Annotated in this window: 18 protein-coding genes and 1 pseudogene; 3 read left to right on the forward strand and 16 right to left on the reverse strand. The window is 46.4% G+C overall.

Annotation, left to right across the window (positions count from 1 at the left end; translation table 11 throughout):
• Positions 1–71: 71 nt before the first annotated feature.
• Positions 72–1,601: a DUF3612 domain-containing protein gene (locus FS373_RS02685; protein WP_144047220.1), complete on the reverse strand. Its 1,530-nt coding sequence runs from the start codon at positions 1,599–1,601 to the stop codon at positions 72–74.
• A 205-nt stretch (positions 1,602–1,806) separates the two neighbouring features.
• Between FS373_RS02685 and FS373_RS02690 the strand changes: the two genes are divergently transcribed.
• Positions 1,807–2,322, forward strand: a complete 516-nt coding sequence (locus FS373_RS02690; RefSeq protein ID WP_144047219.1) for a malate synthase — start codon at positions 1,807–1,809, stop codon at positions 2,320–2,322.
• Positions 2,323–2,420: 98 nt separating this feature from the next.
• Here the strand turns inward: FS373_RS02690 and FS373_RS02695 are convergent, their stop codons facing one another.
• From FS373_RS02695 to FS373_RS02760, 14 genes are all read right to left on the reverse strand, one after another.
• Positions 2,421–2,777 (reverse strand): VF530 family DNA-binding protein, encoded by a 357-nt coding sequence (locus FS373_RS02695; protein ID WP_144047218.1) that lies wholly within the window; start codon positions 2,775–2,777, stop codon positions 2,421–2,423.
• 130 nt (positions 2,778–2,907) lie between these two features.
• Positions 2,908–5,331 carry a S8 family serine peptidase gene (locus FS373_RS02700; protein WP_152828986.1) on the reverse strand — a complete coding sequence of 808 codons (2,424 nt, stop codon included), beginning with the start codon at positions 5,329–5,331 and terminating at the stop codon, positions 2,908–2,910.
• 706 nt (positions 5,332–6,037) lie between these two features.
• Complete coding sequence (locus tag FS373_RS02705; RefSeq protein ID WP_152829106.1) at positions 6,038–6,412, reverse strand: rhodanese-like domain-containing protein; 375 nt, start codon at positions 6,410–6,412, stop codon at positions 6,038–6,040.
• A 255-nt stretch (positions 6,413–6,667) separates the two neighbouring features.
• Positions 6,668–7,384: an SIMPL domain-containing protein gene (locus FS373_RS02710; RefSeq protein ID WP_144047216.1), complete on the reverse strand. Its 717-nt coding sequence runs from the start codon at positions 7,382–7,384 to the stop codon at positions 6,668–6,670.
• A gap of 167 nt (positions 7,385–7,551) precedes the next feature.
• Positions 7,552–8,811 carry an OmpP1/FadL family transporter gene (locus tag FS373_RS02715; RefSeq protein WP_144049038.1) on the reverse strand — a complete coding sequence of 420 codons (1,260 nt, stop codon included), beginning with the start codon at positions 8,809–8,811 and terminating at the stop codon, positions 7,552–7,554.
• A gap of 367 nt (positions 8,812–9,178) precedes the next feature.
• Positions 9,179–10,630, reverse strand: coding sequence for a sodium/proline symporter PutP (putP, locus tag FS373_RS02720; RefSeq protein ID WP_144047215.1), 1,452 nt, complete (start codon positions 10,628–10,630; stop codon positions 9,179–9,181).
• 135 nt (positions 10,631–10,765) lie between these two features.
• Positions 10,766–11,470 carry a DUF3379 domain-containing protein gene (locus FS373_RS02725; protein WP_144047214.1) on the reverse strand — a complete coding sequence of 235 codons (705 nt, stop codon included), beginning with the start codon at positions 11,468–11,470 and terminating at the stop codon, positions 10,766–10,768.
• Positions 11,463–12,026 (reverse strand): sigma-70 family RNA polymerase sigma factor, encoded by a 564-nt coding sequence (locus FS373_RS02730; protein ID WP_144047213.1) that lies wholly within the window; start codon positions 12,024–12,026, stop codon positions 11,463–11,465. The genes FS373_RS02725 and FS373_RS02730 overlap by 8 nt, the downstream gene beginning before the upstream one ends.
• A gap of 106 nt (positions 12,027–12,132) precedes the next feature.
• On the reverse strand, positions 12,133–13,830 hold the full coding sequence (locus FS373_RS02735; RefSeq protein ID WP_152828987.1) for a BatD family protein: 1,698 nt from the start codon (positions 13,828–13,830) through the stop codon (positions 12,133–12,135).
• Complete coding sequence (locus FS373_RS02740; RefSeq protein ID WP_152828988.1) at positions 13,824–15,743, reverse strand: vWA domain-containing protein; 1,920 nt, start codon at positions 15,741–15,743, stop codon at positions 13,824–13,826. The genes FS373_RS02735 and FS373_RS02740 overlap by 7 nt, the downstream gene beginning before the upstream one ends.
• A gap of 2 nt (positions 15,744–15,745) precedes the next feature.
• Positions 15,746–16,750 carry a vWA domain-containing protein gene (locus tag FS373_RS02745; RefSeq protein ID WP_144047211.1) on the reverse strand — a complete coding sequence of 335 codons (1,005 nt, stop codon included), beginning with the start codon at positions 16,748–16,750 and terminating at the stop codon, positions 15,746–15,748.
• Positions 16,744–17,268, reverse strand: coding sequence for a DUF4381 domain-containing protein (locus tag FS373_RS02750; protein WP_144047210.1), 525 nt, complete (start codon positions 17,266–17,268; stop codon positions 16,744–16,746). The genes FS373_RS02745 and FS373_RS02750 overlap by 7 nt, the downstream gene beginning before the upstream one ends.
• Positions 17,268–18,197, reverse strand: a complete 930-nt coding sequence (locus FS373_RS02755; protein ID WP_144047209.1) for a DUF58 domain-containing protein — start codon at positions 18,195–18,197, stop codon at positions 17,268–17,270. Before FS373_RS02755 ends, FS373_RS02750 begins: the two co-directional genes overlap by 1 nt.
• Positions 18,198–19,154 (reverse strand): AAA family ATPase, encoded by a 957-nt coding sequence (locus FS373_RS02760; RefSeq protein ID WP_144049037.1) that lies wholly within the window; start codon positions 19,152–19,154, stop codon positions 18,198–18,200.
• A 419-nt stretch (positions 19,155–19,573) separates the two neighbouring features.
• Between FS373_RS02760 and fadI the strand changes: the two genes are divergently transcribed.
• Positions 19,574–20,884, forward strand: coding sequence for an acetyl-CoA C-acyltransferase FadI (gene fadI, locus FS373_RS02765; protein ID WP_144047208.1), 1,311 nt, complete (start codon positions 19,574–19,576; stop codon positions 20,882–20,884).
• A 5-nt stretch (positions 20,885–20,889) separates the two neighbouring features.
• The gene (fadJ, locus tag FS373_RS02770) at positions 20,890–23,016 is read left to right on the forward strand and encodes a fatty acid oxidation complex subunit alpha FadJ (RefSeq protein WP_144047207.1); all 2,127 of its coding nucleotides are present in this window, start codon (positions 20,890–20,892) and stop codon (positions 23,014–23,016) included.
• A 728-nt stretch (positions 23,017–23,744) separates the two neighbouring features.
• Here fadJ and FS373_RS02785 read toward each other — a convergent pair.
• A pseudogene (locus tag FS373_RS02785) lies at positions 23,745–24,070 on the reverse strand (hypothetical protein); the annotation flags it as partial.

A 24,070-nucleotide genomic window follows, 5' to 3' on the forward strand; every position in this document is an offset into this window, starting at 1 on the left:
ATTAGCTTGGTTTATTACCACAAAGAGCCGCAATCGTGTCCAGCGGCTCTTTTTTTCAGCAATCCAATTACCTAGTTACACTGAGACTTACCTGCTTCATAACAAGTTGGCTGACGTGGACAAACAGCCCCTCTGGAGCAGATGAGTCTGGCTTGAGTATCTATGCCTCGCTCGACCCAGTTGATATTGAGAATTTTAGCCACACTGGTTAAGTCCTTCTTTATGGCCTTGGGGATCTCGGCTTCGCCGCCATGCTTAACGCAAGCTTGTTTTAATTCTGAGGCCATCGCATTAGCGTCTCCTCCCTGAGCTTCGATAGCGGGGTTGAGATCTATGCCGGCACAGAGTACGTGATTGTTGCCCGCCATATCTTTTACTCTTATTGACTCACAGCTGTAAATCCTAGGCTCATTGTCGACATCGAGTATCGACAGTTGTGCAGATGAGCCAGTACTGGTTTCATTGATTTTTCTAAATACAGCCCAATGCTGACAGGGGTCTTGAACTAAGCGCATATTGCCCCAGGGAAGTGGAATACCGTTGCCGCGATAGACGGCTTTTAATTTCCCTGGCGCATAGGCATCGAAATAATGCCAGTGGGGATAGGGAGAGACAACCGTCATGCGGCGCATGGCAACCGATGCGGACACCCCCACTTTTTCATGAACATTTATCTCATAGCCATGACGATCTAACATCTGCCTGAAAGGGACTTTGGGGCAAAGCAGGGCGCCGGCAAAGAAACTGGACTCAAAATCACGCCAGGCGTGGAGAATGTCCTGTGCATTGACCGTCGAAGACTGTGGTGTGCCATTGTCCATCTCGGTACTGACCTGACTTCGTCCAGTGGTGAGTACAGATTTCAATCCATCCTTGTTGTGCAATACACAGTGGCCTATGTGCACCGCCAGATCATACTTGAGTCGAGTCGGGTTCGATTTCAGGTGTTTATTGATATAGATGGTCGAAGGCGGTTCAAAAAATGAAGTCACTAGTTGAGTGGAGGTGGCCCCCATCTCATCAATAACATCTTTGGGGGCACGGTCGACCCATTTTATCTTGAGGCCCATACCCTTAGCGATATCCATGATATCTTCCTGGGCGAGTGGCAGGCGTTTCTGTCCTATCTCTTCGGCCGCACGTTCAAGATCCGGGAAGTGATTCTGATGATGTTCCTGATGGGCGCGGATCAAAAGATGAGCAAACTGTCGTCCGGTGACCCCTGTTTGTGACAACATCTCAGGTATGGCAATCTGTAATATATCTTTGGAAAACAAAAAACTTGGCTCCAGCGCCATGCCGTTTATGCCACCACGGCGGCCTTTATCTGGCGTGATAGCTTGATCTTCAGGTACATCATCTAAAAACCAATCGACCTCTTTCTGAAATACTGCCGCGATGACGGCTAACATGCCTGCACTGGGCACTCGTTTACCGCGCTCTATCATAGACAGGTATGACACTGAGGGGGCGGTTTCCGGGTCGACCCGAACACAACGAGCAGAAAGATCTTCCATGGTGAGATGGTTTCTTTTTCTTAGGTTACGAATTTTAGTACCAAGAAAATGTGATTTTCGCATTAAGCTTTTTGTTGTTCTCATTTTGTAAAATTCACACTGTATAATTTTAATTGTGAAATTGTAGTCAAAAATTAGCTAGACTACAAATCAAGCAATCGAGAAAGAATGAATATGAGTGACTCACTTGAAGTAAAAATGAAAAGCTAGGTGATAATTCAATTATAAAAATACTAGTCGTTTGTTAATAATGGAAAATAACCCGAGATTGATTTGAGAGGATAAGGCTATGGATATATCAACTATCAGCAGTGAATATGGCGAGCAAAACTTTACAAACCTTATCAATGCCGGAATTGTCAATGTGAAAACTGCAGAAGCAGTCACTGATACTGACATTATGGCTAATGCCAAACAGTTTCTGGATAACACCTTTCCATTAGCTAAAGGTTCTCATAAAGAGGTGCGTAGTTACGTGGTTTACTATCAACAGCTGTTGATGTTTTTTGCCGACGGAACCCATACGGGGCTGAAGAATTCAGGGCAATTTGTTGCGCTAAACGGCCATAAGAGTGAACCTGAAGCTATCTTGCTTAACAGTAACGGTACCCATGTGGAACTGAGTTTCGATCGCGGCGGCAAGACAGGTATTAAAGACCAGGCCCACATAGATGATGTCAGGCTGGAAGGCCATGAATATTGGATTAGCTTACTCAATATTGAAGAGAAGCGAATCATTGAAAACTCACAAGCTTCGCAAATCTTCACGGCAAAAGATGGCAGCGAGTATCCGCTTAAAGGCTAATACCAATTGATACTATAAATATAGAAAAGCCGGACAGACGCTAAGGTCTATCCGGCTTTTTGATGTTTGATTCAAGTCGCTAGGTTTTATCCAAGCAGCTAGTTGCCCCAGATATTGGTATTGAGCTGATTGTCATCATCGCTATTGTTATCAGAGTTAGCATTTGACCTGTTACTCGCCTCTCGTAGGCTCTTATCACTGGCCTGATAGTGATCATCTCTTGGCTTTCTTGCCGGTAAAGGTAATTTATTCATCTTCAAATAAAGATATTCAACCTTCTCTCTTGCCCAGAGGGTCTTACGCAGGAAGCGCAAGCTGGATTTAATACTTGGATCATGATTAAAGCAACGAACATCGATGCGAGCGCCTAGCTCTTCCCAGCCATAATGTTCGACTAAGTCGGTGAGTAGGTCTTCTAGCTTGATACCATGTAGTGGATTGTTTACTTGGGTCATGAGTTCATTAGATTAATTGATATTGAGTTAATTATATCAGTTAACCAGCAAGATTGAACAGGGGAGGTTTTAGCGTAGGAGGAAAAGAGGGCGCATGCGCCCTCAACAAAATGTATAAAGCTGAATAGGTTTACTGGAAAGTAAGCTCCCAATTGTTGATGGTGCCAGTATCACGTCGAGCACTGTCTACCGCTTTTAGTGTCCAGTCACCTGCAGATTCAACACCTGTCATATCGACGGTGTAGCTTTGGACTATGTTGTTTGTGCTGCCGCCAGCGTTATCATGCAAGATAGCAAATTGACCCGATGGGCTATGCAGCTCGACTTGTAGATCACCAATATAAGTGTGGCTGATATTCACTTTCACTGTCACGGTTCCAGAGTCACCGGTTCGAGTGGCAGATATCGGGCTAGTAACGCCGACTGAGCTGTTATCAGGAATGGAGTAACCGTTAGTGTTGGTGTAGGTTGCCGGGCCACCTGTATTTCCGCCACCGCCAGTAGATTCCGTGAAATTAGCGACTAAGCTGACTCCGCTAAAGGCAGTGTAACCTTGAACCATCACGTAGTAAGTGCCGGCTTGCGCATTACTGATAGGACAAGACTCACTGTTGCCGCCTTCCCATGAGCGACAATCATAGCTGCCAGTGGTTGGCGCCGCTGCGTACTGCACATACATATCCGCATCGCCACTGCCGCCACTCATGGTAAAGCTCAAATCAGTTGCGTTAGCCGGGACATCGACAGAGAAATGAAGCTCGTCATTCTTAGCGCCTGCCAAGCTGTTTTTCGCTACACCGTTTTCAAGCACAAACTCTCCTGGACCTGTGCCCGGATCGGTAGGGCCATCACAAGAGGCATCGAGATAAGCCTTAGCGGCTACCGCATCGATAAGACCATAACCTGTTTGATTATCACGTCCAGCAGTACCAAGATCTTCCGCCGTTGCATTTAATGCTGAGCGGATTTGCATGGCGCTACACTCTGTATGATGACTCCATACTAATGTTGCCACACCCGATACATGAGGGGTCGCCATCGAGGTGCCGTTGTAGTATTCGTAATCTTCGTTTGCCGTGTTAGCGACAGTGACCGTTGAGCCTAACCGTGCTTGTAAGGCCTGACCCGTTGCGCGATCGACTGAGACAGAAACCAGTGGAGCTTCGTTGTTGGTATCGACGAGGAAGGGATTTTGTAGGCCCGGAAGTTCGGTATTACCATAGACGATAACTGCACTTGCTCCTGCTGAGTTACAGGCTTTAACTGCATCTATCTCGGGGTAGCTAGCGCCCTGATTACCGACGCGCTCAACTAAACAAACCTTAGCGTTCATATCGCCACAGTTAAAACTGCTACCAGAAACCGAACACTCTGCTAATTCTCCGGTGACACTGTCATTAACTGGAGTTCCAATATGGTCGGTGCCAGACTTTACATAACGATTATGTGGGACGATACCATTATCGAAGTAGGACTGGCCGTCGATGGTTATGTCGGCTAAACGTCCTTCACCCAATGTCACTGTCGATAGAATCGCTTCACCTGGACCTGAGATCTCAACCTGATTAGTGTATTGGGAAAATGCAGCATGATCTTTGTTGTTATCAACGGCTGCCACAGACATTACCGCATCGTAAGAAGCCGGATAGCTGTGAGTACTATCACCAGCGTTACCTGCCGCGGCAATTAATAGCACGCCATTATTCGCGTGAGCCGTCATGGCGTTCTTTTCTGTGGTGCTGGAATTGCCACCACCCAGAGACATAGTGACTACGTTAGCGCCGTTACTGACGCAAGTATCTATGGCCGAAACTAGAGATGAAGAGTACCCCCAACCAGCTTCGTTAAATACCTTGATCACATGAATGTTGGCTGTTTGGTTTGGCATCACACCAACAACCCCTGAGTTGTTGGCGATGGCTGCAATGGTGCCTGCCACATGAGTACCGTGAGCATTATTGTTACCTGGATCGAACCAGTTTCCAGTACCTGAATTATTGGTGCCCGTGACATTATTGCCACTCAAGTCACCATGGTCGCGATCGTAACCCGAATCGATAATACAGATGGTGCGATTACCAGCCATGGAGTCACTCAAGCTGGTAGCGCCCACATAGGTTTGACCCCATGGAGTTGTTTCACTCAGCAGGTGTCTGGGCATGTCTTCTTCAACATAATCAACATCTGAACGAAGACGAAGGGATTGAATACTCTTTGAGTCGAGTTTGGCTGTATAGCTATTACTGCGACCAATGCGCTTCATCTCTCTTGCTGAAACACTATTGAGTGCTCTGTGATGAGAGAAGACTTCGTTAGTTCTTGGCACATAGCTCATCACACTCATTTCATCAGACGCTGATTGGAAACTTGAAGCGGCTTGAGCATTTTTAAATTTTACAATATAGCGCTTAGGCAGCGGAGATGTTTGTTCAAAACCTGTAGCACTCGATTGAAGCCCCGGGGTAAAGGTCGGCGCAGCTTGCACATTAGCTGAAATGGCGATTGCCAAGGCAGATAAGCTGAGTGCAACAGATGTTGTTTTGCTTATTGTCATAGTTGTCTTCCATGTTAATTAGAATTAATCATTATTATTAGGTCTATTTTTAGTGGAAACTAAAATAAACTGGTTACTCGTCAGTGAATGTAACTGTATGTAATTGAATTGTAAAATTAACGTTAACACCTTGGTGTTATTTGGCTGGAGAGGGTAATTAAATCTTTACTGCATAGTTATTGCGTTTAAAACGCATTAATTCGCGGGTTTGGTAGGTAATTGTGAGTTGGTATGCGGATAGTGATGAAATCAATACATTTAGAATTCAATATCCTAAATGATTTTCATTGTGGTTTTTTAATGTTTTATTCTTGTAAGGCATTGAAAGTATAGGTTAATAGTATTAGTTGATATTGGTTATAATATATTCTTAAAAGTAATATTGATGAGTGGGAACAACGCCAATTACTAAGGTTTGTCATAGGGTTAAGGTAAACTTTTGCCAAATTGAAGCTAATGCTGAGCCTCTAAAGCTTTAACTTTATCTAGCATGAGAAAGGGGGATTTGGACGAGTAATACCAATCGGTATAAGAAGTGCTAAATACTCGCTGAGTGACCATACCTTTATACTGATTGGTATAAAGGTGCATAAAAAGTATGAATCTGAGGAGTCAGTGATCTAGACCAGGTGTATTATTAAGGTGTCGATAACTCTTCACAAGGTTTAGTGAGTTATCGACAAATCATGCTGAGCTAGTCGCTTAATTATTGTTTGTCATCTTGCTTAAACTGACTCAAAGTTTCAAAACCACCGCCATTATAGCTCTGAGTGAAACCTTCCGAGACTAAGGTATCGAAAGCGATACCGCTGCGTCGGCCACTGCGACAATAGAGTACAATTTGAGTGTCTTTGGCGATGTCGAGCATTTTTATTTCAGCGGCTATCTCTTCGAAAGGGATATTGATCGCGTTATCTAAATGTCCCGCCGCGAACTCCTCTGCCGTTCTGACATCGATCACTGTGGCCCCCGCATCTATCTTATCCCATGCGACTCTCGGGTCTTTATCAGCCGCCAAGGCGAATTGACTCATCAAGAGGCTAAGTAACGCGAAAATGACCATAAAGCTGTAATTTTGCATACTTCTATGGGCGATATTTATCTGATTCTTCACTTTATTTTCCTTATATTTATGAATGAATATGACGAGTTAGTTTAGATGCTTTTAATCTCTATACTTTTAACTTATAAACATTGGGCGCTTGCTAATGCATTAAGCAGAGCAAGCGTCGGCAACAATCTAAGGTTTCACTATTCAGTATAACGTTCGGAAGGCATAGGGTAAATGTGTACCCAAGTATCCTTACACAGGGGGAATCAATGCCACTTAAGCTAACTAATCTTTGAGATAATAAGTTAAGGTTGAGACGACTCTCACACGCTTGATATAAGGGGTATTGCTGTCCCTATCGGATATACTAAATTGGCCCTGAGAGGCATTTTTTATCTTACCGAGTACCGAATCTGAGTCCTGGGCAAACTTATCGGCTATTTGTCTGGCATTGGTCGTAGCGGCTTGCACCATAGCGGGCTTGACAGAGTTGAGCTCTGTGAACAGAAACTCAGTCCTACTGTTGTAATCTTGATTTGAGATAGCAATGCCTTCTTTGGCCAGCTCGAGCATATTTTGTCTGCTTTCTAAGAGAAGGTCGACTCTCTGGGTATAGATAGAGATGGTCACTTTGGCCGCGTAGCGGTATTTCACATTGGGGTCCACATATCCCTGTGCCTGCCTGTCTTCGATTGAGGGCTGAGAGCTGGATATCTCATCGATGGTAAAGCCTTGTTTAAGCAAGAAAGAGATCACCTTGTCTGTCTGAGTTTGTACCGTCTGATATAAGGTTGTGAGGTCATTGTCGACTTCGGTGAAGCGGATTGGCCAAATAGCGACATTGGCTTTAACTTCCTGTTCGGCAAGCCCCTTGACGGTAACCGTTCTATCCATGGACTTCATCTCGATTAGGCTATGTCCAATGCCATAGCCCAGCAGTGCCAGACCAAAACAGAGTAAGGAGCCTAATATAAGTGCACTTATCGCGTTGTTTTTATTCATTCTAATCCAATTCCTTGAGTGGAAACCTGAATAAATAGTATAGATTTATTTTGCTATTGAAATCTAGCTAAGAAGTTTTTAATAAGCGCATATCCTGATATTTTCTTCAGGCAGCAAAAAGCCGCACTGAATGCGGCTTTTTCATGACTATCAGGGACTAAATAAATTTAGAACTTGTAGTTGTACTGCATAGAGTAGTAAGTCGCATCAGAGCGAGTGCTGGCATGAATATCACCTACAACTTCACTCATTTCTGTCAGTGACACATCTTCACCGCGGACGAAGGCTATGCCGAAGTCGAGACTGGTGTGTTTAGACAGGTTGTAAGTTGCACCTGCTGTATACCAGTTACGATTTGAGTCCGGGATTGAGATAGAGCTGACCTCGCCGACTACGCCTTGGTCATGCATGTAACCGGCACGAAGTGTCCAAGTGTCATTAAGTGTGTAAGTACCACCGACGCTGAATAACCAAGAGTCATCCCATGCGTAATGTTTAAGTTGAACATCACCTGGGTCCGAAACTGAAATCTCATCAAAATCGCCCCATGTGCTTAACTGAGCCGTGTAGTGAACGGCAAACTTGTCAGTCAGCTGATGAAAACCTGCAACCTGGAAGATATCAGGCATAGGGATATTGATCTCTTCAAAATCAACTCCACCGTAGTTCACGGTACCATCTGCACTCATTTCTGGACTGAAACGATAACTGATGCCGAAACGGTTATCAGCATTGATTTCATAAACTGCACCGACGATACCACCGAATGCGACGCCATCGGCATCAACATCAACTAGATCAACTGGTACGTATGAACCACCTTCACCTAATGGTAACTCTCCAGAACGAGTCAAGGTGCCTTGGCCATAGATAATATCGACACCAGCACCGACGCTGAAATGTTCGTTGATGCGGTAAGAGGCACTTAGATTGAAGTTAATGGTGGTGACTTCTGTTTTACCAAGTAAGTCTACAGGTGCGGGAACTTTTACACCGCCACCTACAGGAACAGGGTTCGATAACTCACTAGTATCGGTACCTGTACCGAAGTTACTGAACATAGCCACACCGTAAGCGAACTTGTCGTTTACCGGGTTAATATAGTAAAAGTTAGGGATGATCTTGGCTTCCGCCGCATCATCGACAGAACCATAGTTCAGACCTGTATCGCCATGAGTAACATCGCTAACCTGAACCTGTACATCGGCGTAAGTCAGGCCCATAGAGAGTTGCTTCTCATCAAACAGCGCCATAGCTGCCGGGTTGCGAGATAGCACAGAAGCGTTATCTGCGATGACGGCGTCACCAGCGAAAGCACGGCCAATTCCGGTAGCCGATTGGCTGTTTAATTGAAAACCTGCGGCCATAGCTTGTGTACTTGCAAGCGTAACGGCGATAGCTAATAAAGTCTTGTTGAAGTTTTTCATCATTATCATCTCTGTAATTTTAGGACCGGAAATTCAAACTCAGCTTTTGTCCGCTTTTTTAAAGTTTGATGTGAGTCCACTTGTTAGACCAGTGCATCTTAGGGTTGGTTTTTCCCACCAACAACTCCGACCAGTTGCAAATGTCAGTTGCATTTTTGTTAATTAAATCATGAGTTTTGAGGTTATTGATGTGTGTGTATTTTAACCGTGAGCTGGAGCGCCTATCATGAGGCGTATCAAGGCTTTTACTGGGTTTGAATTTACGTTGCGGGCTTGTGAAAAATAGGGTTGAAAATAAATAAAAAAAATAGCGTACACGTGTACGCTATTTTGGGTTTTTGAGGGGCTAACGTCTTATTTTTAGTGCTTATAGTTTTGAAGTAAATACTCTAAACTGCTCTTTTACCTTATCGGAAGGGGCAGATATTTTACTCACAATCACACCTGATAGCGTTGCTAAAATGAAGCCTGGTAAGATTTCATAGATATCGAAGATGCCACCAGAAAGCTGTTTCCAGATCACAACTGTGAATGCACCGACTATGATAGTCGCCACCGCACCATTTCGACTGTAAGCACTCCAGAAGAGCGAGAGTAACACCACAGGACCAAATGCCGCGCCAAACCCTGCCCATGCATAACTCACTAGTCCAAGAACGCTGCTTTCTGGGTTGAGTGCAACGATACCGGCGATAATGGCAATCGCGAGTACGCCGATACGGCCCACTAACATCAGTTCTTTGCTGCTGGCTTCTGGGCGTAGCCACTTCTTATAGAAATCTTCGGTGATGACACTAGAGCAGACCAAGAGCTGTGAATCTATGGTGCTCATGATGGCCGATAAAATCGCGGCGATAAGCAGACCGCCGATCCATGGGTTAAATGCTGCATGTGCCAGGTGGATGAAAACGGTCTCAGGATTGGCCAATGGATCGTTGGCGAAGTACAGGCTACCGGCTATGCCCGTTGCTAATGCACCTATGAGGGCGATAACCATCCAGCTCATGGCGATACGACGCGATAGCGGAATATCATTGGCACTCTTGATGGCCATGAATCGAGACAGGATATGTGGTTGACCGAAATAACCTAAGCCCCATGCGAGAAGTGAGATTAAGCCGATGACAGTGGTGCCTTCATTGAACATGGAAAGCATGGCCGGGTCGATACTGTCTAGACCATTTTGGGTTTCAGGCTGACTGAAGATAGCCACCGGGACGATTAATAGGGCAACCAACATCAAACAACCCTGGAAGAAGTCGGTCCAACTGACGGCAAAGAATCCACCGACAAAGGTGTATGCGACAATAATGGTCGAGCCGATAATCAAGGCTAAGGTGTAATCTAGGCCGAAGACTTTTTCAAACAGTATCGCACCGCCTACCATGCCAGACGAAGCATAGAAGGTGAAGAAGACTAGAATAGTGACCGCTGAAACCAGCTTGAGTAAGCCTTTGCTGTCTTCGAAGCGTTTCTCGAAGAAGTCGGGTAGAGTGAGGGCGTTATCGGTAAATTCCGTGTATATACGAAGACGCTTGGCCACGAAGAGCCAGTTTAACCAGGCGCCAAAGACCAGACCTATACCAATCCAAGCTTCGCCTAATCCACCCAAATAAACTGCACCGGGTAATCCTAGTAATAGCCAGCCTGACATATCAGATGCACCAACACTCAATGCGGTGACGGCCGGGCCCATGCTTCTGCCACCTAAGATATAATCGTCAACTGAGTCTGTCGCTTTATAGGCCCATAGGCCGATCCCCATCATTAGGGCGAGATAGCCGATGAAGGTAACTAATATCGGTAATTCAATATCCATGCTTATGCCATTATTATTTATTTTAAAATGTGGGCGACATGCTAGCAGATGTTAGATGCGAAGCTCAATATTGATTGGAAATGTGAAGCTGGTAGGTCCTGTGGTGACCCGGTGCCACCACAGGTTGTTACGAGTTTAGATGAATATTTGTTGAATCTCTTCCTCTACGTAACTTATGTCTGCATCATTTTCACTAACGAGTAACATGTAGGCGTTGTCGGTTGTGAAACCTCTTCCCTTGTACTTGTCATCGGCAAAGGCTTGTTCGAGCACCATACGCTCCTCAATGGGGACGATAAAGAGGGTAACCTTGCTATGCTCTCCCTGCATAACCAGATGTAGGCTCTTCACGCCTTGAAAGTCACAAAAAGTGCTGTAATAGACTTTACCGGGTTGTTGAGTGAACTTGGCATTGCCTATTGTACCCATAGAAGCCAGCTGAAAATTAACATCCTTAAAGCTGACATTTTGATCTACGCTCAGTGCTTTAGTCTCATGATACACATGGGCGAGGGCATGTTGCCCTAGATCGACGGGAGCCATCCTTAATAGGGTGAAACTGATCCCTGCGATAAAAGCGATTGATGCGACAAGTGCCAACGTAAACCCGGACTTACGTCTCTGCCTCTGATGCTGATGCAGCTGTTGATTAAGCAGCAATTTGGCCACTAAATCTTCCGGTACATCAATTTTTAAGGCTCGCTCAAGTTTTTTATCGAGCTTCTTTAATTCATTGACGAAAGCTGCACGTTCAGGGGCAACTTGCATCGCCGCTAAAAAATCATCGTCCTGACAGTTTGGCTCTCCATAGGCTTGACGTCTAAACTTCAGCTCATCCATTGGATTGACCTCTTACTTGTGGTTGTTCTATTAAATCTTTTAACTGGTTTCTGGCACGAAACAGTCGAGTCATTACGGTATTACGGTTGAGATCTAATATTTTTGCAATCTCTTCGCCGCTAAAGCCACCAATAACTTGTAAAATTAAAGGTTCACGGTATTCGATCTCTAATTTTGAGATCTGTCTGCGGATCAGATGCTGCTCTGCATTATCTTCGGTGCTCGTGGAGATATGATCTTCCAGTTGCTCTTGCTCAATATCTGAGTAATCGAACTGTTTCCTCTCGAATCGACGGGCATTCTCTCTTCTCACTATGGTGATAAGCCAGGCTTTAGCCGCTTTATCATCCTTTAATGACTCGAGTGAGCGCCAGGCTCTGAGAAAAGTCTCCTGAGTGATATCTTCCGCAATATGCTTATCCCCGCATAACCAGTAGGCGTAGCGGAATATATCTGCATGGAGTGCCCTGACAAGGCTATCGTATCGTCTTTGTTTACTTAGCATGTCAGAATTGACCGAGGAATCGGGTTTTTTATTTCGCAGGCGATTAAACATTTTTAAATTAGTGCTCGATTAACTACCACAATAGTGGCTAGCTTAACCTGCTTGAAGGGAATGGCAAGAAGTTAACTATAACTTCTTGCCAAAGGCGTTGAGAGGTCTACTTAGGATTAAGATCCACCAGTGCAGAGGTCCGCTGCTGAACCTTCTTATTTTTCGATGATTTCACCGCTTCGATGATCATCTGATAATTCACTGGAGTTTGTTCCTTACTGAAGGCGCTGATCTGCAGCTGCGAAATGACCTGGTTCAGCTCGAGAGATAATCCGGCAATATCGGCAAGGCTCATGGAGCGAGAATGTTGCTTACTGTAATGAGTTTGAAGCGCCGTCAATACTTTTCCGGCGTTTTCCTCTTTACAGGCAGCTTCCAACGTCGATAAGTTAGTTCCTTGCTTAGCCGTTAGGACGGGGGAGGCTTGGCGTTGAACATTCTCATTGTTGCTTACTGCATCAGGTATGTTGTGGGTCGATGCCGAGTCACCCTGGTTAGTGGTGAGTTGTTTAATCTGACTGCGACTCTTTTGCCAGAGCGCTAAGGTGGCTAACCATAAGGCGGCAAAGATTAAGCTTAACCAAGGCCAGTAGTCCGATGTATCTGTAGCAGAAGTATTAGTTATCTGAGGTAAATTGATTTCTGCTACGTCGCTGCCTATCACTGTGATGGTTCTGGCGGGGAGCGTCGCTTGCTCCTGACGTTTAGTGTGAGGATTCCACCAAGGCACTGTGACGGCCGGTAAGGTGTACTCTCCGGCTTTGGTTGGCACTATGGCTAAGGTTTGGGTCAGCTGTGACACCATCTGTTTATCTCGCAAGAACGTCTTGCGTACCGGCTTCTCCGGGTAGGTTTTAAGATCTTGGGGGACTGGTATTAGGATCTCCGGTAAGCTAGTGTCATCCGTATTCGATGCCAGTAAACTGATGGTACGTGTGATAGGGTTCCCGACTTGATATTCCTGAGTCTCTTCCGGCCAGTCTTCACTTAGCGCGACCAGATCTGATACTAACCATTCACCGTGATACTCATTGGGTATAGGGTTAATAAGTAAGATAGATTTCGCGGCTCTGGCTTCCATGGGGCGGCTTTCATTGAAAGAGAACATGCCGCCTCGACGAGAGCCTTGCACTAACACATCGCCCGAAAAACCTGTGCCGTCTATGGTCAGTTCTCCGGGTAGATCGGCAATGATGCCGTATGTGCGTTCGATGACTCGGTAGCGGCGGCCATTGAAAATTTCTGTCGTATCGACATCTTCACCCAGTTGCTTGATCTGTGCACCATCTAAGTTAGGGGCACTTAACAGCCCTCGCTGAAGATCCACCGCTAAGAAGAGTTTCACTTTATAGATGATGAGTTGTCCCACATAGGCTTCTTCAGTGGATAAGCTGGTACGTATAAACAGGTTCCTCATCTGCTGGGGTTGACTGCCTGCAGCGACGACACTGAGTTCGATAGGTGTAGATTCGACTCCGTCTATGCTCAAAGAGGGGATCAAGATAGTGCCGGCATGCTTAGGTGCCAAGAGGATTTGCCAACGAGTTTGCTTTCTCGAGTCGAAATTAACAATTTGTGTGCTGCGGCTGACACTGGTGCGTCCCACAATGAAGTCTTTGAGCAGGGGGGATGTATCTAGATCCCCGGTTTTGACATCATCGTCGGCACTGATGGTCAGTACTAAATATTCCTTTTCAACGGCAGGGTTTCTATCGACAGTTGTTTCCAGCTGGCTAATGGCAAAAGTGGGAATGGAAAAAACTAGCGTCATTAAGGCTAGTAATAAACGTCTGGAAACTACCATTGCTGCTGATCCTTAGAGTTAGCATTTTGTCTTGCACGTTTTTGATATTCGAGTTGCATCTTATTTCTCAGTAAAACTTGCGGGTCGTCGACCAGAGATCTTAACGCACGCTCCATCTCAGGAGGAAGTGCTTCTGGTCCTTCATGCATTTGAGCCGCTTGGGCTTTTGCCTGAGCTTCTTCCTCTGGATTTTCATCGGCTGCTTGGGCGTTTTGCGAACGAGCCTGCTGCTCTTGCTCTTCTTGACTATCATGGCTGTTGGTTTGTTTGTCCTGCTCACTGTCTTGGTTATCTTTTTGAGACGGCAGTTTGTCCGGATCGGCCTGCATGTCGGCATCGTTATTCTTACTTTTTGAGTCTTGATTTTCTGAGCTCTTTTCTTCCGAGCTTTTATCTTCCGGGCTCTGATCTCCTGAATCCTCTTTATCTGAGGCACTGTCTTGCTGTGAGTCATTGGATTGTGATTGCTGCTCTTGATCAGATTTTTGCTGCTTATCTTTGTCTGAGTCTTTGTCGGCATTGTCCTCAGACTTTTCTTGTGAGTCTGACTTGTCTTGATCTGGGCTATCTTGCTTCTGTTGCGCTAATTTTTTGGCAAGTTCTAGGTTATCCTTTGCACCAGTCAATTCCGGGTTTTGTACTAATGCCTCTTGATAACGTTTTATCGCCTCATCATATTTATTCTGCTGCATCAAGCTGTTGCCTTGATTGAACAAGCCGCTAGCGGAGTTATCCTGTTCGAACAATGACAAAGCCTCATCATACTCTCCAGCCTTATAAAGGGCGCTGGCTTGCCATTGAGGAGATGTAAAGGAATCTGACGCCTGCTGATAATCCTCTGCCTGATAGGCTTGCATTCCTTGTTGATCTTGGGTTTGCCAGAGATTGTCCCAGGTCGATGCCTGAACCGGAGTTGGGATATAGACGATAAAGAGTGCAACGACCGCAACCAATCCATGCCTGAAACTAAGCAATACAGGCAGCAGGAGTAATAGCGCGATATAGGGGCCAGCATCTTGCCAGATCTCTCCATCGAGTTCGGTTGCCTTAGTATCGCCGGTTGTCGACAACCAGTTTTGCATCTGCTCGAGATCCCGCCCATCACTTCTATAGGGAATTAATACACCATCTGCAGCCTGTGTCAGCTCATTGAGCAACGAATAGTTCGTCTTAGCGACGACTACTTGGTCGGCATTATCCCTGAGTAGCTGTCCATCTGGCAGACGAATGGGTGAGCCTTGCTCACTGCCAAAAGCCATAATGGCTAAGCGGTATTGGGTGTCTTGTAAGACGGCTTTTGCTGCACGCATCTGTTGAGTCGATACGCCGTCTGTGAGCAATAAGATGTCACCGCGTATGTGTCCTCCTTGAGCGAGTAGGTTTTTCCCTTGTTCCAACGCTGCTACTAAGTTAGAGCCTCGAACCGGCATTATATCCGGTGATAAGGTTGGCAGTAGGTTGAGTAAGGTTGCTCTATCCCGCGTCAAGGGGCTGATGGTGAAAGCATCCCCTGCATAGGCGATGAGTCCGGTTTCACCCTCTTCAAGTGCGTCGATAAGGTCGGTAGCTTTAAATTTTGCTTGTGACAATCTATTGGGGGACAGATCGCTTGCGTACATAGACAGAGACATATCCATGACGATAACTCTGCCCTGAGCCGCTTCGTATACTGGCAGAGATTGCTTAGTGAACGCGGGTCCCGACAAGGCAAGCACGGCCACGAGCCAAGCTAATCCGAGATACCATAACTTGCTGCGCTTTATCTCGTTAGTCTGGGTGACTAACAGAGAGGCTAGATGGGGAGCAATGTAACGATTCCATGTCGAGTTTTTTCGTTCACTGCGCCACAGTAATAGGATGAGGATTATCAGAGGGATGAGTGCGAAAAACCACTCAGGTCGAAGAAAATGCATGTTTATCTGTCTCCTCGACGGGCCGTTAACCATTGCACGGGTCGATTAAATAAGGGGAGTTGAGATAGTGCCATTAAGATAGTGAGCAACAAGGCGGCAGTCAATGGCAGATAAAAAAGTTCCGATTGAGGTCGATAGCTGAGTTGATCTCGGCTAATGGGCTCGAGTTTATCAATTTCTTGATAGATCTGCTCCAGATCCTGAGAACTTCTGGCCCTGAAGTACAGGCCTCCTGTGGTTTTTGCCAGGGAGCTTAGTTGTGCTTCATCGAGATCCATCGACGGGTTGACCCTCTCTGTACCGAAGATAGAACGTCTCTCCATGACATCTGCGCCGACGCCGATTGCGTAGATCTTCACTCCACGCTTAGCGGCGATAGCGGCGGCTTGATCGGGAGAGATGGAACCTGAATTATTGGAGCCATCGGTGAGCAGCACTAAAATCCGATTACTCTTGTCGACCATGTCGAAACGTTTAACCCCTAAGGCTATCGCTTCGCCTATGGCGGTTTGTTTGCCGACTAGTCCTATTTGAGCTTCCTTTAGAAATTGCGCGACAGAGCGTCTATCCTGGGTCAGGGGGGCCTGCAGATAAGCATGATCGGCGAACAGAATAAGGCCTAACTTGTCTCCCTTACGACGTTCGATAAAGTCACTGACCACATCTTGTATCATGGTAAATCGATCCACAGTTTGTCCGTTGAGCACCATGTCTTCAATCTGCATACTGCCGGAAAGATCCACTGCCATCATAAGATCGCGGCCCTTACTTGGCAGCTCGATAGCATCACCCATCCACAAGGGGCGCGCAACGGCAATCACTAACAGCACCCAGACTAGCCAGTAGGCTTTACGGGAATGTGCTTGTTGCTGAATTTGCTCAGCCCCATTTTCACCTATGCCGGGCAGATGAAGATGACCGCTGATTTCGACTTCTTGTTGCTGTTTTCTGAAAATGAGTGGCAGTGGCAGAAGTAAGAGTAACCAGGCCCATGCGAGAGTCAGCATTGTGCCTCCTTGTTGTTGGTACCGATATTCTTAGCGTCTTCTTTCAATGGTAAGGCTTGCTTGAGCCAGTCGGTGGCTAACATCTTGAGCTCTTCGGCCTCTTTTTGAGTCAGGCCTTCTCTCTGGTAGCGCCTGTCGAGCAGGGCTTTCAAACGCGGATTAACAGTGTTAACTTGCTGCGTCATCCACTGGTGCCAACTGTCGCCTTGAAGACCAGCCACCTGTTCCCTTGAGAGGTAACTCATGGCTGCGCGTTTGATTAAGCTATTTATCTGAACTGGGATATCGGCGGCATGTTTATCGCTAGATGTGTCCAATGATGCGATGGCTGATAAGACTTCGCGTTTTGGCGCCCTGTGGCGCCTTGCTTGTTTGAGTTTGAACATGAGAGCTGTGACAGCTATCAATATCAGTGCTAGAACCAGCCAGTAACCTAAGGCCATTGGCATGTTACTGATGGCCTCGGGTGTATGAATGTCTTTCAATACGGTGAGGGCGGGATTGGCTGTGGGCTGCATTATCTTAACGCTCCAAGTTGATCGTTAAGGGTCATGCCCGCATCTAATGTGCGTGTGTGAACATTTAATTTTTGCATCATTTGAGTAAACTGGGCTTGGGTCTGAAGTTGTTTTTGCAGCCAGGTATCATAGCCGGCTCGATTGAGGGTTAGCTCCTTATTGCCATCTTTTACTGGCAGCTGGAACTGTTTGGGCAGTGTTAGCTTGCCTTGTCTCAGGGGGTCTGTGATTAAGAAGGCCCCCATATCGCAATGGCGTTTTAGATCTGACAGAGGCGCAAGACAAGACTCATTGAAATTGCTGCCATCGCTGATTATCCAGATCAATGAACCAGGCTTAGCTATGCGCCTGAGCCTTTGACATGCACGGAACATATGATCAGGCTCAGCCTGATGTGTAGCCAGCCGAGCCAGTTGTTGCTTATGCACTGATTCGATGGCTGAGATGAGTTGTAAGATGCCTTTCTGGCGGCTTCTGGGCTTGAGTTCAATATGCTCATCTTCTGTGGCAATCAATGCCCCTAATCTGTCGCTGTGTAGGATTGCACTCCAGCCAAGAGTGGTGGCCAGATGTGCAGCCTGTACCGATTGCAGCAATAAGCTGGAACCAAAATAGAGGCTGTGGCTGAGATCGAGTAAAATCAGTACTGGCCGCTCGCGCTCCTCAACGAAGAGCTTAGTATGAGCCTTACCCGTACGAGCCGTAACGCGCCAATCTATGGTTCTGACATCATCACCGGGTTGGTATTGCCGTACTTCGGCAAACTCCATGCCCCGGCCCTTAATCAGACTGGCCCTGTGTCCCGAGAGACTCGCACGGGCTTTAGAGCGTTTCTCGGGAAGCGCTCTGGCGATATTTTGGCATGCTAGCAGCTCTTTTTGATTCAGGTTTACCCCGTCGGCAAAAAGAGGGAGGACAATTTCAGACACTTAAGGCACCGCGACTTGAGACAAAATATAATCGATCACTTGGTCGCTACTCACGCCTTCGGCTTGTGCCTGATAACTCAGGAGTAACCTGTGTCTCAATACATTGGGTGCCACGGCTTGAATATCTTCCGGTGAAACAAAATCGCGCTCCAGTAACCAAGCTCGTGCTCGGGCACAGCGCTCCAATGCGAGTGTGGCTCGTGGGCTGACACCATACTCAAGCCAACTGGCCAGTTCATCGCTGTAGCGTTGCGGCTGTCTGGTCGCCATCACTATGTCGACGATGTATTTCTCTAACGGCTCGGCGAGATAGAGTTCCAGTGACTCTTCGCGGGCTTCGAAAATATCTTTCTGAATGATAGGTTCTACAGTGGGAGCCGCTTGCTTCAAGGCTTCTTTACGTGACATACGCATGATCTCGAACTCAGTTTCCGCACTGGGATAATCCAGCTTGAGATGCATCAAGAAGCGATCTAGTTGTGCTTCGGGTAGCGGATAAGTCCCTTCGTTCTCTAGGGGGTTTTGCGTCGCCATGACCAGAAACAGTTCAGGTAATTTATAGCTATTCTTACCTACGGTAACTTGACCTTCCCCCATTGCTTCGAGCAGAGCCGACTGAACCTTGGCTGGGGCTCGGTTGATCTCATCGGCTAAGATAAGATTGTGAAAAATAGGGCCAGCTTCAAATTCAAATGTCGCCGTTTGAGCACGATAGATGTCAGTTCCGGTTAAATCGGCTGGTAGTAAATCCGGGGTAAACTGAATTCGATGAAAATCCCCTTCGACGCCGTCACATAGGGCCTTTACCGCCCGGGTTTTCGCCAGACCAGGAGGTCCCTCGACGAGTAAATGTCCATCTGCGATCAAGGCTATTAATAAGTTTTCGGTTAGGACAGGTTGTCCCAAAATGACCTGATTAAGGTATTCGCGTAACGCGTGAAATCGACTCAAAGGCATGATGTTACTCGGCTTGTTTTTATTCGTTAAGTTATAGACCAACGACATGGTAAAAAATTCACATAGGGTTTGGCTAGTGCCAATTTACCTTTTGTGTATATAAAGTCATATTAATTGTACGACTTAGTTATATGCTGCATTGTCGCTTTAACTACATTTAGATATTTGTAATATGCATATATAGGACAAGATAAATCAAAATAAACTTCATTAAACATTGTTAATAAAGGTTTTTTTAATATTTTTCAGCCTAAAAACCAAACAGGTGTTTAAAACTTTCCTGTAAGAAGTTAGAATCAGATCACACTTTAATGGTCTGACCTGTTATATGCAGTACAGTCGGACAGATTAAAACGCGGCAAGGAAATAATAGCGTCAAGAGCTAAATATCGGCTAGGCGTATAAGAAGAGGGCGGCAAATGAGTCACAGACAACAGGTAACGAACGCCAAGGGCGATCGTATTGCAATAGTAATGGGTTTAAGAACCCCATTTGCTAAACAAGCTACGGCGTTTCACGGTGTTTCGGCACTGGACATGGGCAAGATGGTCGTCAACGAGATGTTGTCTCGTTCGGAGCTTGATCCTAAGGAAATAGAGCAGCTCGTATATGGACAGGTTGTTCAGATGCCTGCGGCGCCTAATATTGCCCGAGAAATTGTGTTGGGTACAGGTATGAATGTGAGTACCGATGCCTATAGTGTTAGCCGTGCATGTGCTACCAGTTTTCAGTCTACGGTCAATGTTGCCGAGTCAATTATGACGGGTAATATCGATATCGGTATCGCCGGTGGTGCCGATTCATCTTCGGTTCTGCCGATTGGTGTATCGAAGAAACTGGCTCATGCGTTAGTCGATCTGAACAAGGCCCGCTCTTTCAGCCAGAAGCTGGCTATCTTCAGACGTTTAGGAATAAAAGATTTGTTCCCTGTTCCACCAGCTGTTGCCGAATTTTCTACTGGCATCTCCATGGGCCAAACCGCAGAACAGATGGCTAAGACGTATAACATTAGCCGCGCCGATCAAGATGCTTTAGCACACCGCTCTCATACGCTTGCCACTGAGACATGGAATGCGGGTCATCTTAGAGATGAGGTCATGGCGGCTCATGTTCCTCCTTATAAGCGTTTTATCGACCGTGATAATAATATTCGTGAAAACTCTAGCCTGGAATCCTATGCCAAGCTAAGACCTGCATTCGATCGTAAGCATGGTACCGTTACCGCGGCCACCAGTACGCCATTAACCGATGGTGCTTCGGCGGTGTTAATGATGAGTGAGAGCCGTGCTAAAGCACTTGGCTATGATCCCATCGGCTATATCAAGAGTTATGCTTTTAGCGCCATCGATGTGTGGGAAGACATGTTGATGGGCCCATCTTATGCGACGCCTCTGGCATTGCAACGTGCGGGTATGGAACTCGAAGATCTGACGCTTATCGAGATGCATGAGGCCTTTGCGGCTCAAACACTTGCCAATATGCAGATGTTTGCCTCGAAAAAGTTCGCCGCAGAGAAACTCGGCAGAAACCGAGCCATAGGTGAGATAGATATGAGCAAATTTAATGTGTTAGGTGGCTCACTCGCTTATGGTCATCCTTTTGCCGCAACGGGCACTCGATTAATCACCCAAGTCTGTCGTGAGCTAAAACGTCGAGGCGGTGGTACAGGACTCACCACGGCCTGTGCGGCAGGTGGTTTAGGTGCAGCAATGATAGTAGAAGTGGAGTAATTCTTATGGAAAAGACATTTAATTTAGTTCGCCGTGAAGATGGCATCGCCGTACTGACGATAGATGTACCCGGCGAAACCATGAATACCTTGCGCACCGAATTTGGCCCTGAGATCACTGAAATATTGGCGGAAATTAAAGCCGATAAAAGTATCAAGGGCCTAGTGTTAGCTTCTGGAAAGAAAGATTGTTTCGTTGCCGGTGCTGATATCTCCATGTTGGATGCTTGTACTTCTGTAGAAGACGCTAAGGCGCTGTCACAGCAAGGACATATCGTATTTAACGAACTAGAAGCCATGTCTATCCCCGTGGTTGCGGCGATAGATGGTGTGTGTCTGGGCGGCGGTCTGGAGCTGGCATTGGCGTGTCATCAAAGAGTATGTAGCCAAAATGGCAAGACCATGATGGGCGTACCTGAGGTGCAGCTAGGCCTGTTACCCGGTGGTGGTGGAACCCAGAGATTACCTAGACTCGTTGGTATTACTACGGCATTAGATATGATGCTAACGGGTAAGCAGATCCGCCCTAAGCAAGCGTTGAAGATGGGCTTGGTCGACGATGTTGTCCCCGAGTCGATACTGTTAGCTACCGCGGTTGAAATGGCGCTTAAAGGTAAACGTGCGCCTAAGAAGGTGAACAAGTCTCTGGTCAACAAGTTGCTCGAAGGCACTCCAGTTGGCCGAAATATCATCTTCGATCAAGCCGGTAAGCAAGTTCAGAAGAAGACTCAAGGTAATTACCCAGCGCCTGCAAAGATTATCGATTGCGTGCGCCAAGGCATGGCTAAGGGAAAAGCCAAAGGACTCGAAGTGGAAGCCAGCCATTTCGCCGATCTGGTCATGTCGACAGAGTCGGCCGCATTAAGAAGCATCTTCTTTGCCACGACCGAGATGAAGAAAGAGACTGGCGCCGGCGATGTTGTGCCTCGAAAAGTCAACAAGGCAATGGTACTCGGTGGCGGCCTCATGGGCGGCGGTATTGCATCTGTGACGACCACCAAAGCTAAGATCCCGGCGCGAGTCAAAGATATCAGTGAGCAAGGACTTAGCAACGCACTCTCTTATGCCTATAAGCTTCTCGATAAAGGCGTAAAGCGTCGCCATATGACGCCATCGGCTAGAGATAATATCATGTCGCTGATGACCACAACCACTGAGTACAAAGGCATTAAAGATGCTGATATCGTGGTTGAAGCCGTATTTGAAGACTTGAAGCTTAAGCATCAGATGGTAAAAGATGTCGAACGTGAGTGTGGCGAGAACACCATTTTCGCTTCAAATACCTCTTCACTGCCAATCTCACAGATTGCCGAGGCGGCTGCTCGTCCCGAAAATGTCATCGGTTTGCATTATTTTTCTCCGGTTGAGAAAATGCCGCTGGTTGAAGTTATCGCCCATAAGAAAACCTCGCCCGAGACCATAGCAACCGTGGTTGCCTTTGCCCGTAAGCAAGGTAAAACGCCAATAGTGGTACAAGACGGTGCCGGTTTCTACGTGAATCGAATTTTAGCCTTGTACATGAACGAAGCTGCACAATTGCTGCTTGAAGGTCAAAGTGTTGAACATCTAGATAAGGCACTGGTTAAGTTTGGTTTCCCTGTCGGCCCTATGACATTACTCGATGAAGTTGGTATTGATGTAGGCGCGAAGATCTCTCCTATATTGGAAGCTGAATTAGGTGAACGATTCAAGGCGCCTGCAGCGTTCGATAAGCTACTGAGTGATGACAGAAAGGGTCGTAAGAACGGTAAAGGCTTCTATCTGTACGGTGGTAAGGCCAAGAAGAAAGGTAAGCAAGTCGATGAGAGTGTTTACCAAGTCCTAGGCTTGAAACCTGGCGTGAATGCTGAAGTTTCTGAAGTCGCGCAGCGATGCGTAGTTCAGATGCTCAATGAGGCTGTACGTTGTTTGGAAGAGGGGATTATCGCATCACCTCGTGACGGTGATATTGGTGCTATCTTTGGTATTGGCTTCCCGCCATTCCTGGGTGGACCATTCCACTATATCGATACACTAGGAGCTGGCGTCTTAGTTGCTAAGTTAGAGAAATACCAAGCTAAGCACGGCAACAGATTTGCACCTTGTGATAAGTTAAGGGAGATGGCTGAGACCAATCAGCGCTTCTTCGACTGACCTAAGTTCGATCGAGTTAGGTTCGAGGTGTAGCTAGCTAAGGGTAACTTTAACCTAAATCGAACTAGATTATTTAACAATGCGGCAACATAACGCCGCATTTTTTTGTTTCTAAGGAAAATCCCCGCCTAATTTATGTTCACTTTCTATGATGTTTTTTGTACAATCCCGCGGCTTATAGGGTCAGAATAGATTGAGGTGGTAGATTAGTGCTGGTATTTACAAATGTACAAAGTGTTGTAACCCTTATTTGTGTGCTTTTTCTATCGGGTATCGTCATGGGGAACTTAGCCTTTCGAGCTGGGTTGGGCGTCAAGCGCTGGATCTTGCTGGGACTGCTGATTGGTCCTGTAGCCTATCCGTTATTTAATACCCATAAACATTATGCTTGGCGACGTTCAGTCGGTAAGTCTTCAGGATCATTAAGGTTCTAGTTTTCTGTTTCTGTTCTGCTGCGTCAGTTTCGATGAGCAAGCTGTAGTTATTAAGTATAAATCCCTAAATAACGAAGTTAAAAAAGGAGCCCTAGGCTCCTTTTCTGTACTTGCTTCACGAGTTATCTAACATATCAGCTCACGGATAATATAAGTCTACTTCCACCACACTTTGGCAGGGATAACTTCTAAATGGTTCAGTCCTTCTGGAAGCTGTACTTTGATACGGGCTGGCTTGTGAGTTAGGCCTAGTGCTTTCTTAATTGAATCAAACATAATAATTCTCCTTAGACCTTAAGCAATTTCTTGGTTGATGAACTTAACGTGTGGAGCACCGGCGAGTTCAACAGGCTTGAATTTCACGTGTGGAGCACCAGCGAGTTCGATAGGCTTGAATTTCACGTGTGGAGCACCAGCGAGTTCGATAGGCTTGAATTTCACGTGTGGAGCACCAGCGAGTTCGATAGGCTTGAATTTCACGTGTGGAGCACCAGTTAGCTCGATAGGCTTGAATTTCACGTGTGGAGCACCAGCGAGTTCGATAGGCTTGAATTTCACGTGTGGAGCACCAGTTAGCTCGATAGGCTTGAATTTCACGTGTGGAGCACCAGCGAGTTCGA

It is taken from the genome of Shewanella sp. YLB-07 (assembly GCF_009377275.1).

Coding starts and splice junctions, on each gene's coding strand:
- FS373_RS02685 (WP_144047220.1), bottom strand. CDS start 1,601: ATGAGAACAACAAAAAGCTTAATGCGAAAATCACATTTTCTTGGTACT.
- FS373_RS02690 (WP_144047219.1), top strand. CDS start 1,807: ATGGATATATCAACTATCAGCAGTGAATATGGCGAGCAAAACTTTACA.
- FS373_RS02695 (WP_144047218.1), bottom strand. CDS start 2,777: ATGACCCAAGTAAACAATCCACTACATGGTATCAAGCTAGAAGACCTA.
- FS373_RS02700 (WP_152828986.1), bottom strand. CDS start 5,331: ATGACAATAAGCAAAACAACATCTGTTGCACTCAGCTTATCTGCCTTG.
- FS373_RS02705 (WP_152829106.1), bottom strand. CDS start 6,412: ATGCAAAATTACAGCTTTATGGTCATTTTCGCGTTACTTAGCCTCTTG.
- FS373_RS02710 (WP_144047216.1), bottom strand. CDS start 7,384: ATGAATAAAAACAACGCGATAAGTGCACTTATATTAGGCTCCTTACTC.
- FS373_RS02715 (WP_144049038.1), bottom strand. CDS start 8,811: ATGAAAAACTTCAACAAGACTTTATTAGCTATCGCCGTTACGCTTGCA.
- putP (WP_144047215.1), bottom strand. CDS start 10,630: ATGGATATTGAATTACCGATATTAGTTACCTTCATCGGCTATCTCGCC.
- FS373_RS02725 (WP_144047214.1), bottom strand. CDS start 11,470: ATGGATGAGCTGAAGTTTAGACGTCAAGCCTATGGAGAGCCAAACTGT.
- FS373_RS02730 (WP_144047213.1), bottom strand. CDS start 12,026: ATGTTTAATCGCCTGCGAAATAAAAAACCCGATTCCTCGGTCAATTCT.
- FS373_RS02735 (WP_152828987.1), bottom strand. CDS start 13,830: ATGGTAGTTTCCAGACGTTTATTACTAGCCTTAATGACGCTAGTTTTT.
- FS373_RS02740 (WP_152828988.1), bottom strand. CDS start 15,743: ATGCATTTTCTTCGACCTGAGTGGTTTTTCGCACTCATCCCTCTGATA.
- FS373_RS02745 (WP_144047211.1), bottom strand. CDS start 16,750: ATGCTGACTCTCGCATGGGCCTGGTTACTCTTACTTCTGCCACTGCCA.
- FS373_RS02750 (WP_144047210.1), bottom strand. CDS start 17,268: ATGCAGCCCACAGCCAATCCCGCCCTCACCGTATTGAAAGACATTCAT.
- FS373_RS02760 (WP_144049037.1), bottom strand. CDS start 19,154: ATGCCTTTGAGTCGATTTCACGCGTTACGCGAATACCTTAATCAGGTC.
- fadI (WP_144047208.1), top strand. CDS start 19,574: ATGAGTCACAGACAACAGGTAACGAACGCCAAGGGCGATCGTATTGCA.
- fadJ (WP_144047207.1), top strand. CDS start 20,890: ATGGAAAAGACATTTAATTTAGTTCGCCGTGAAGATGGCATCGCCGTA.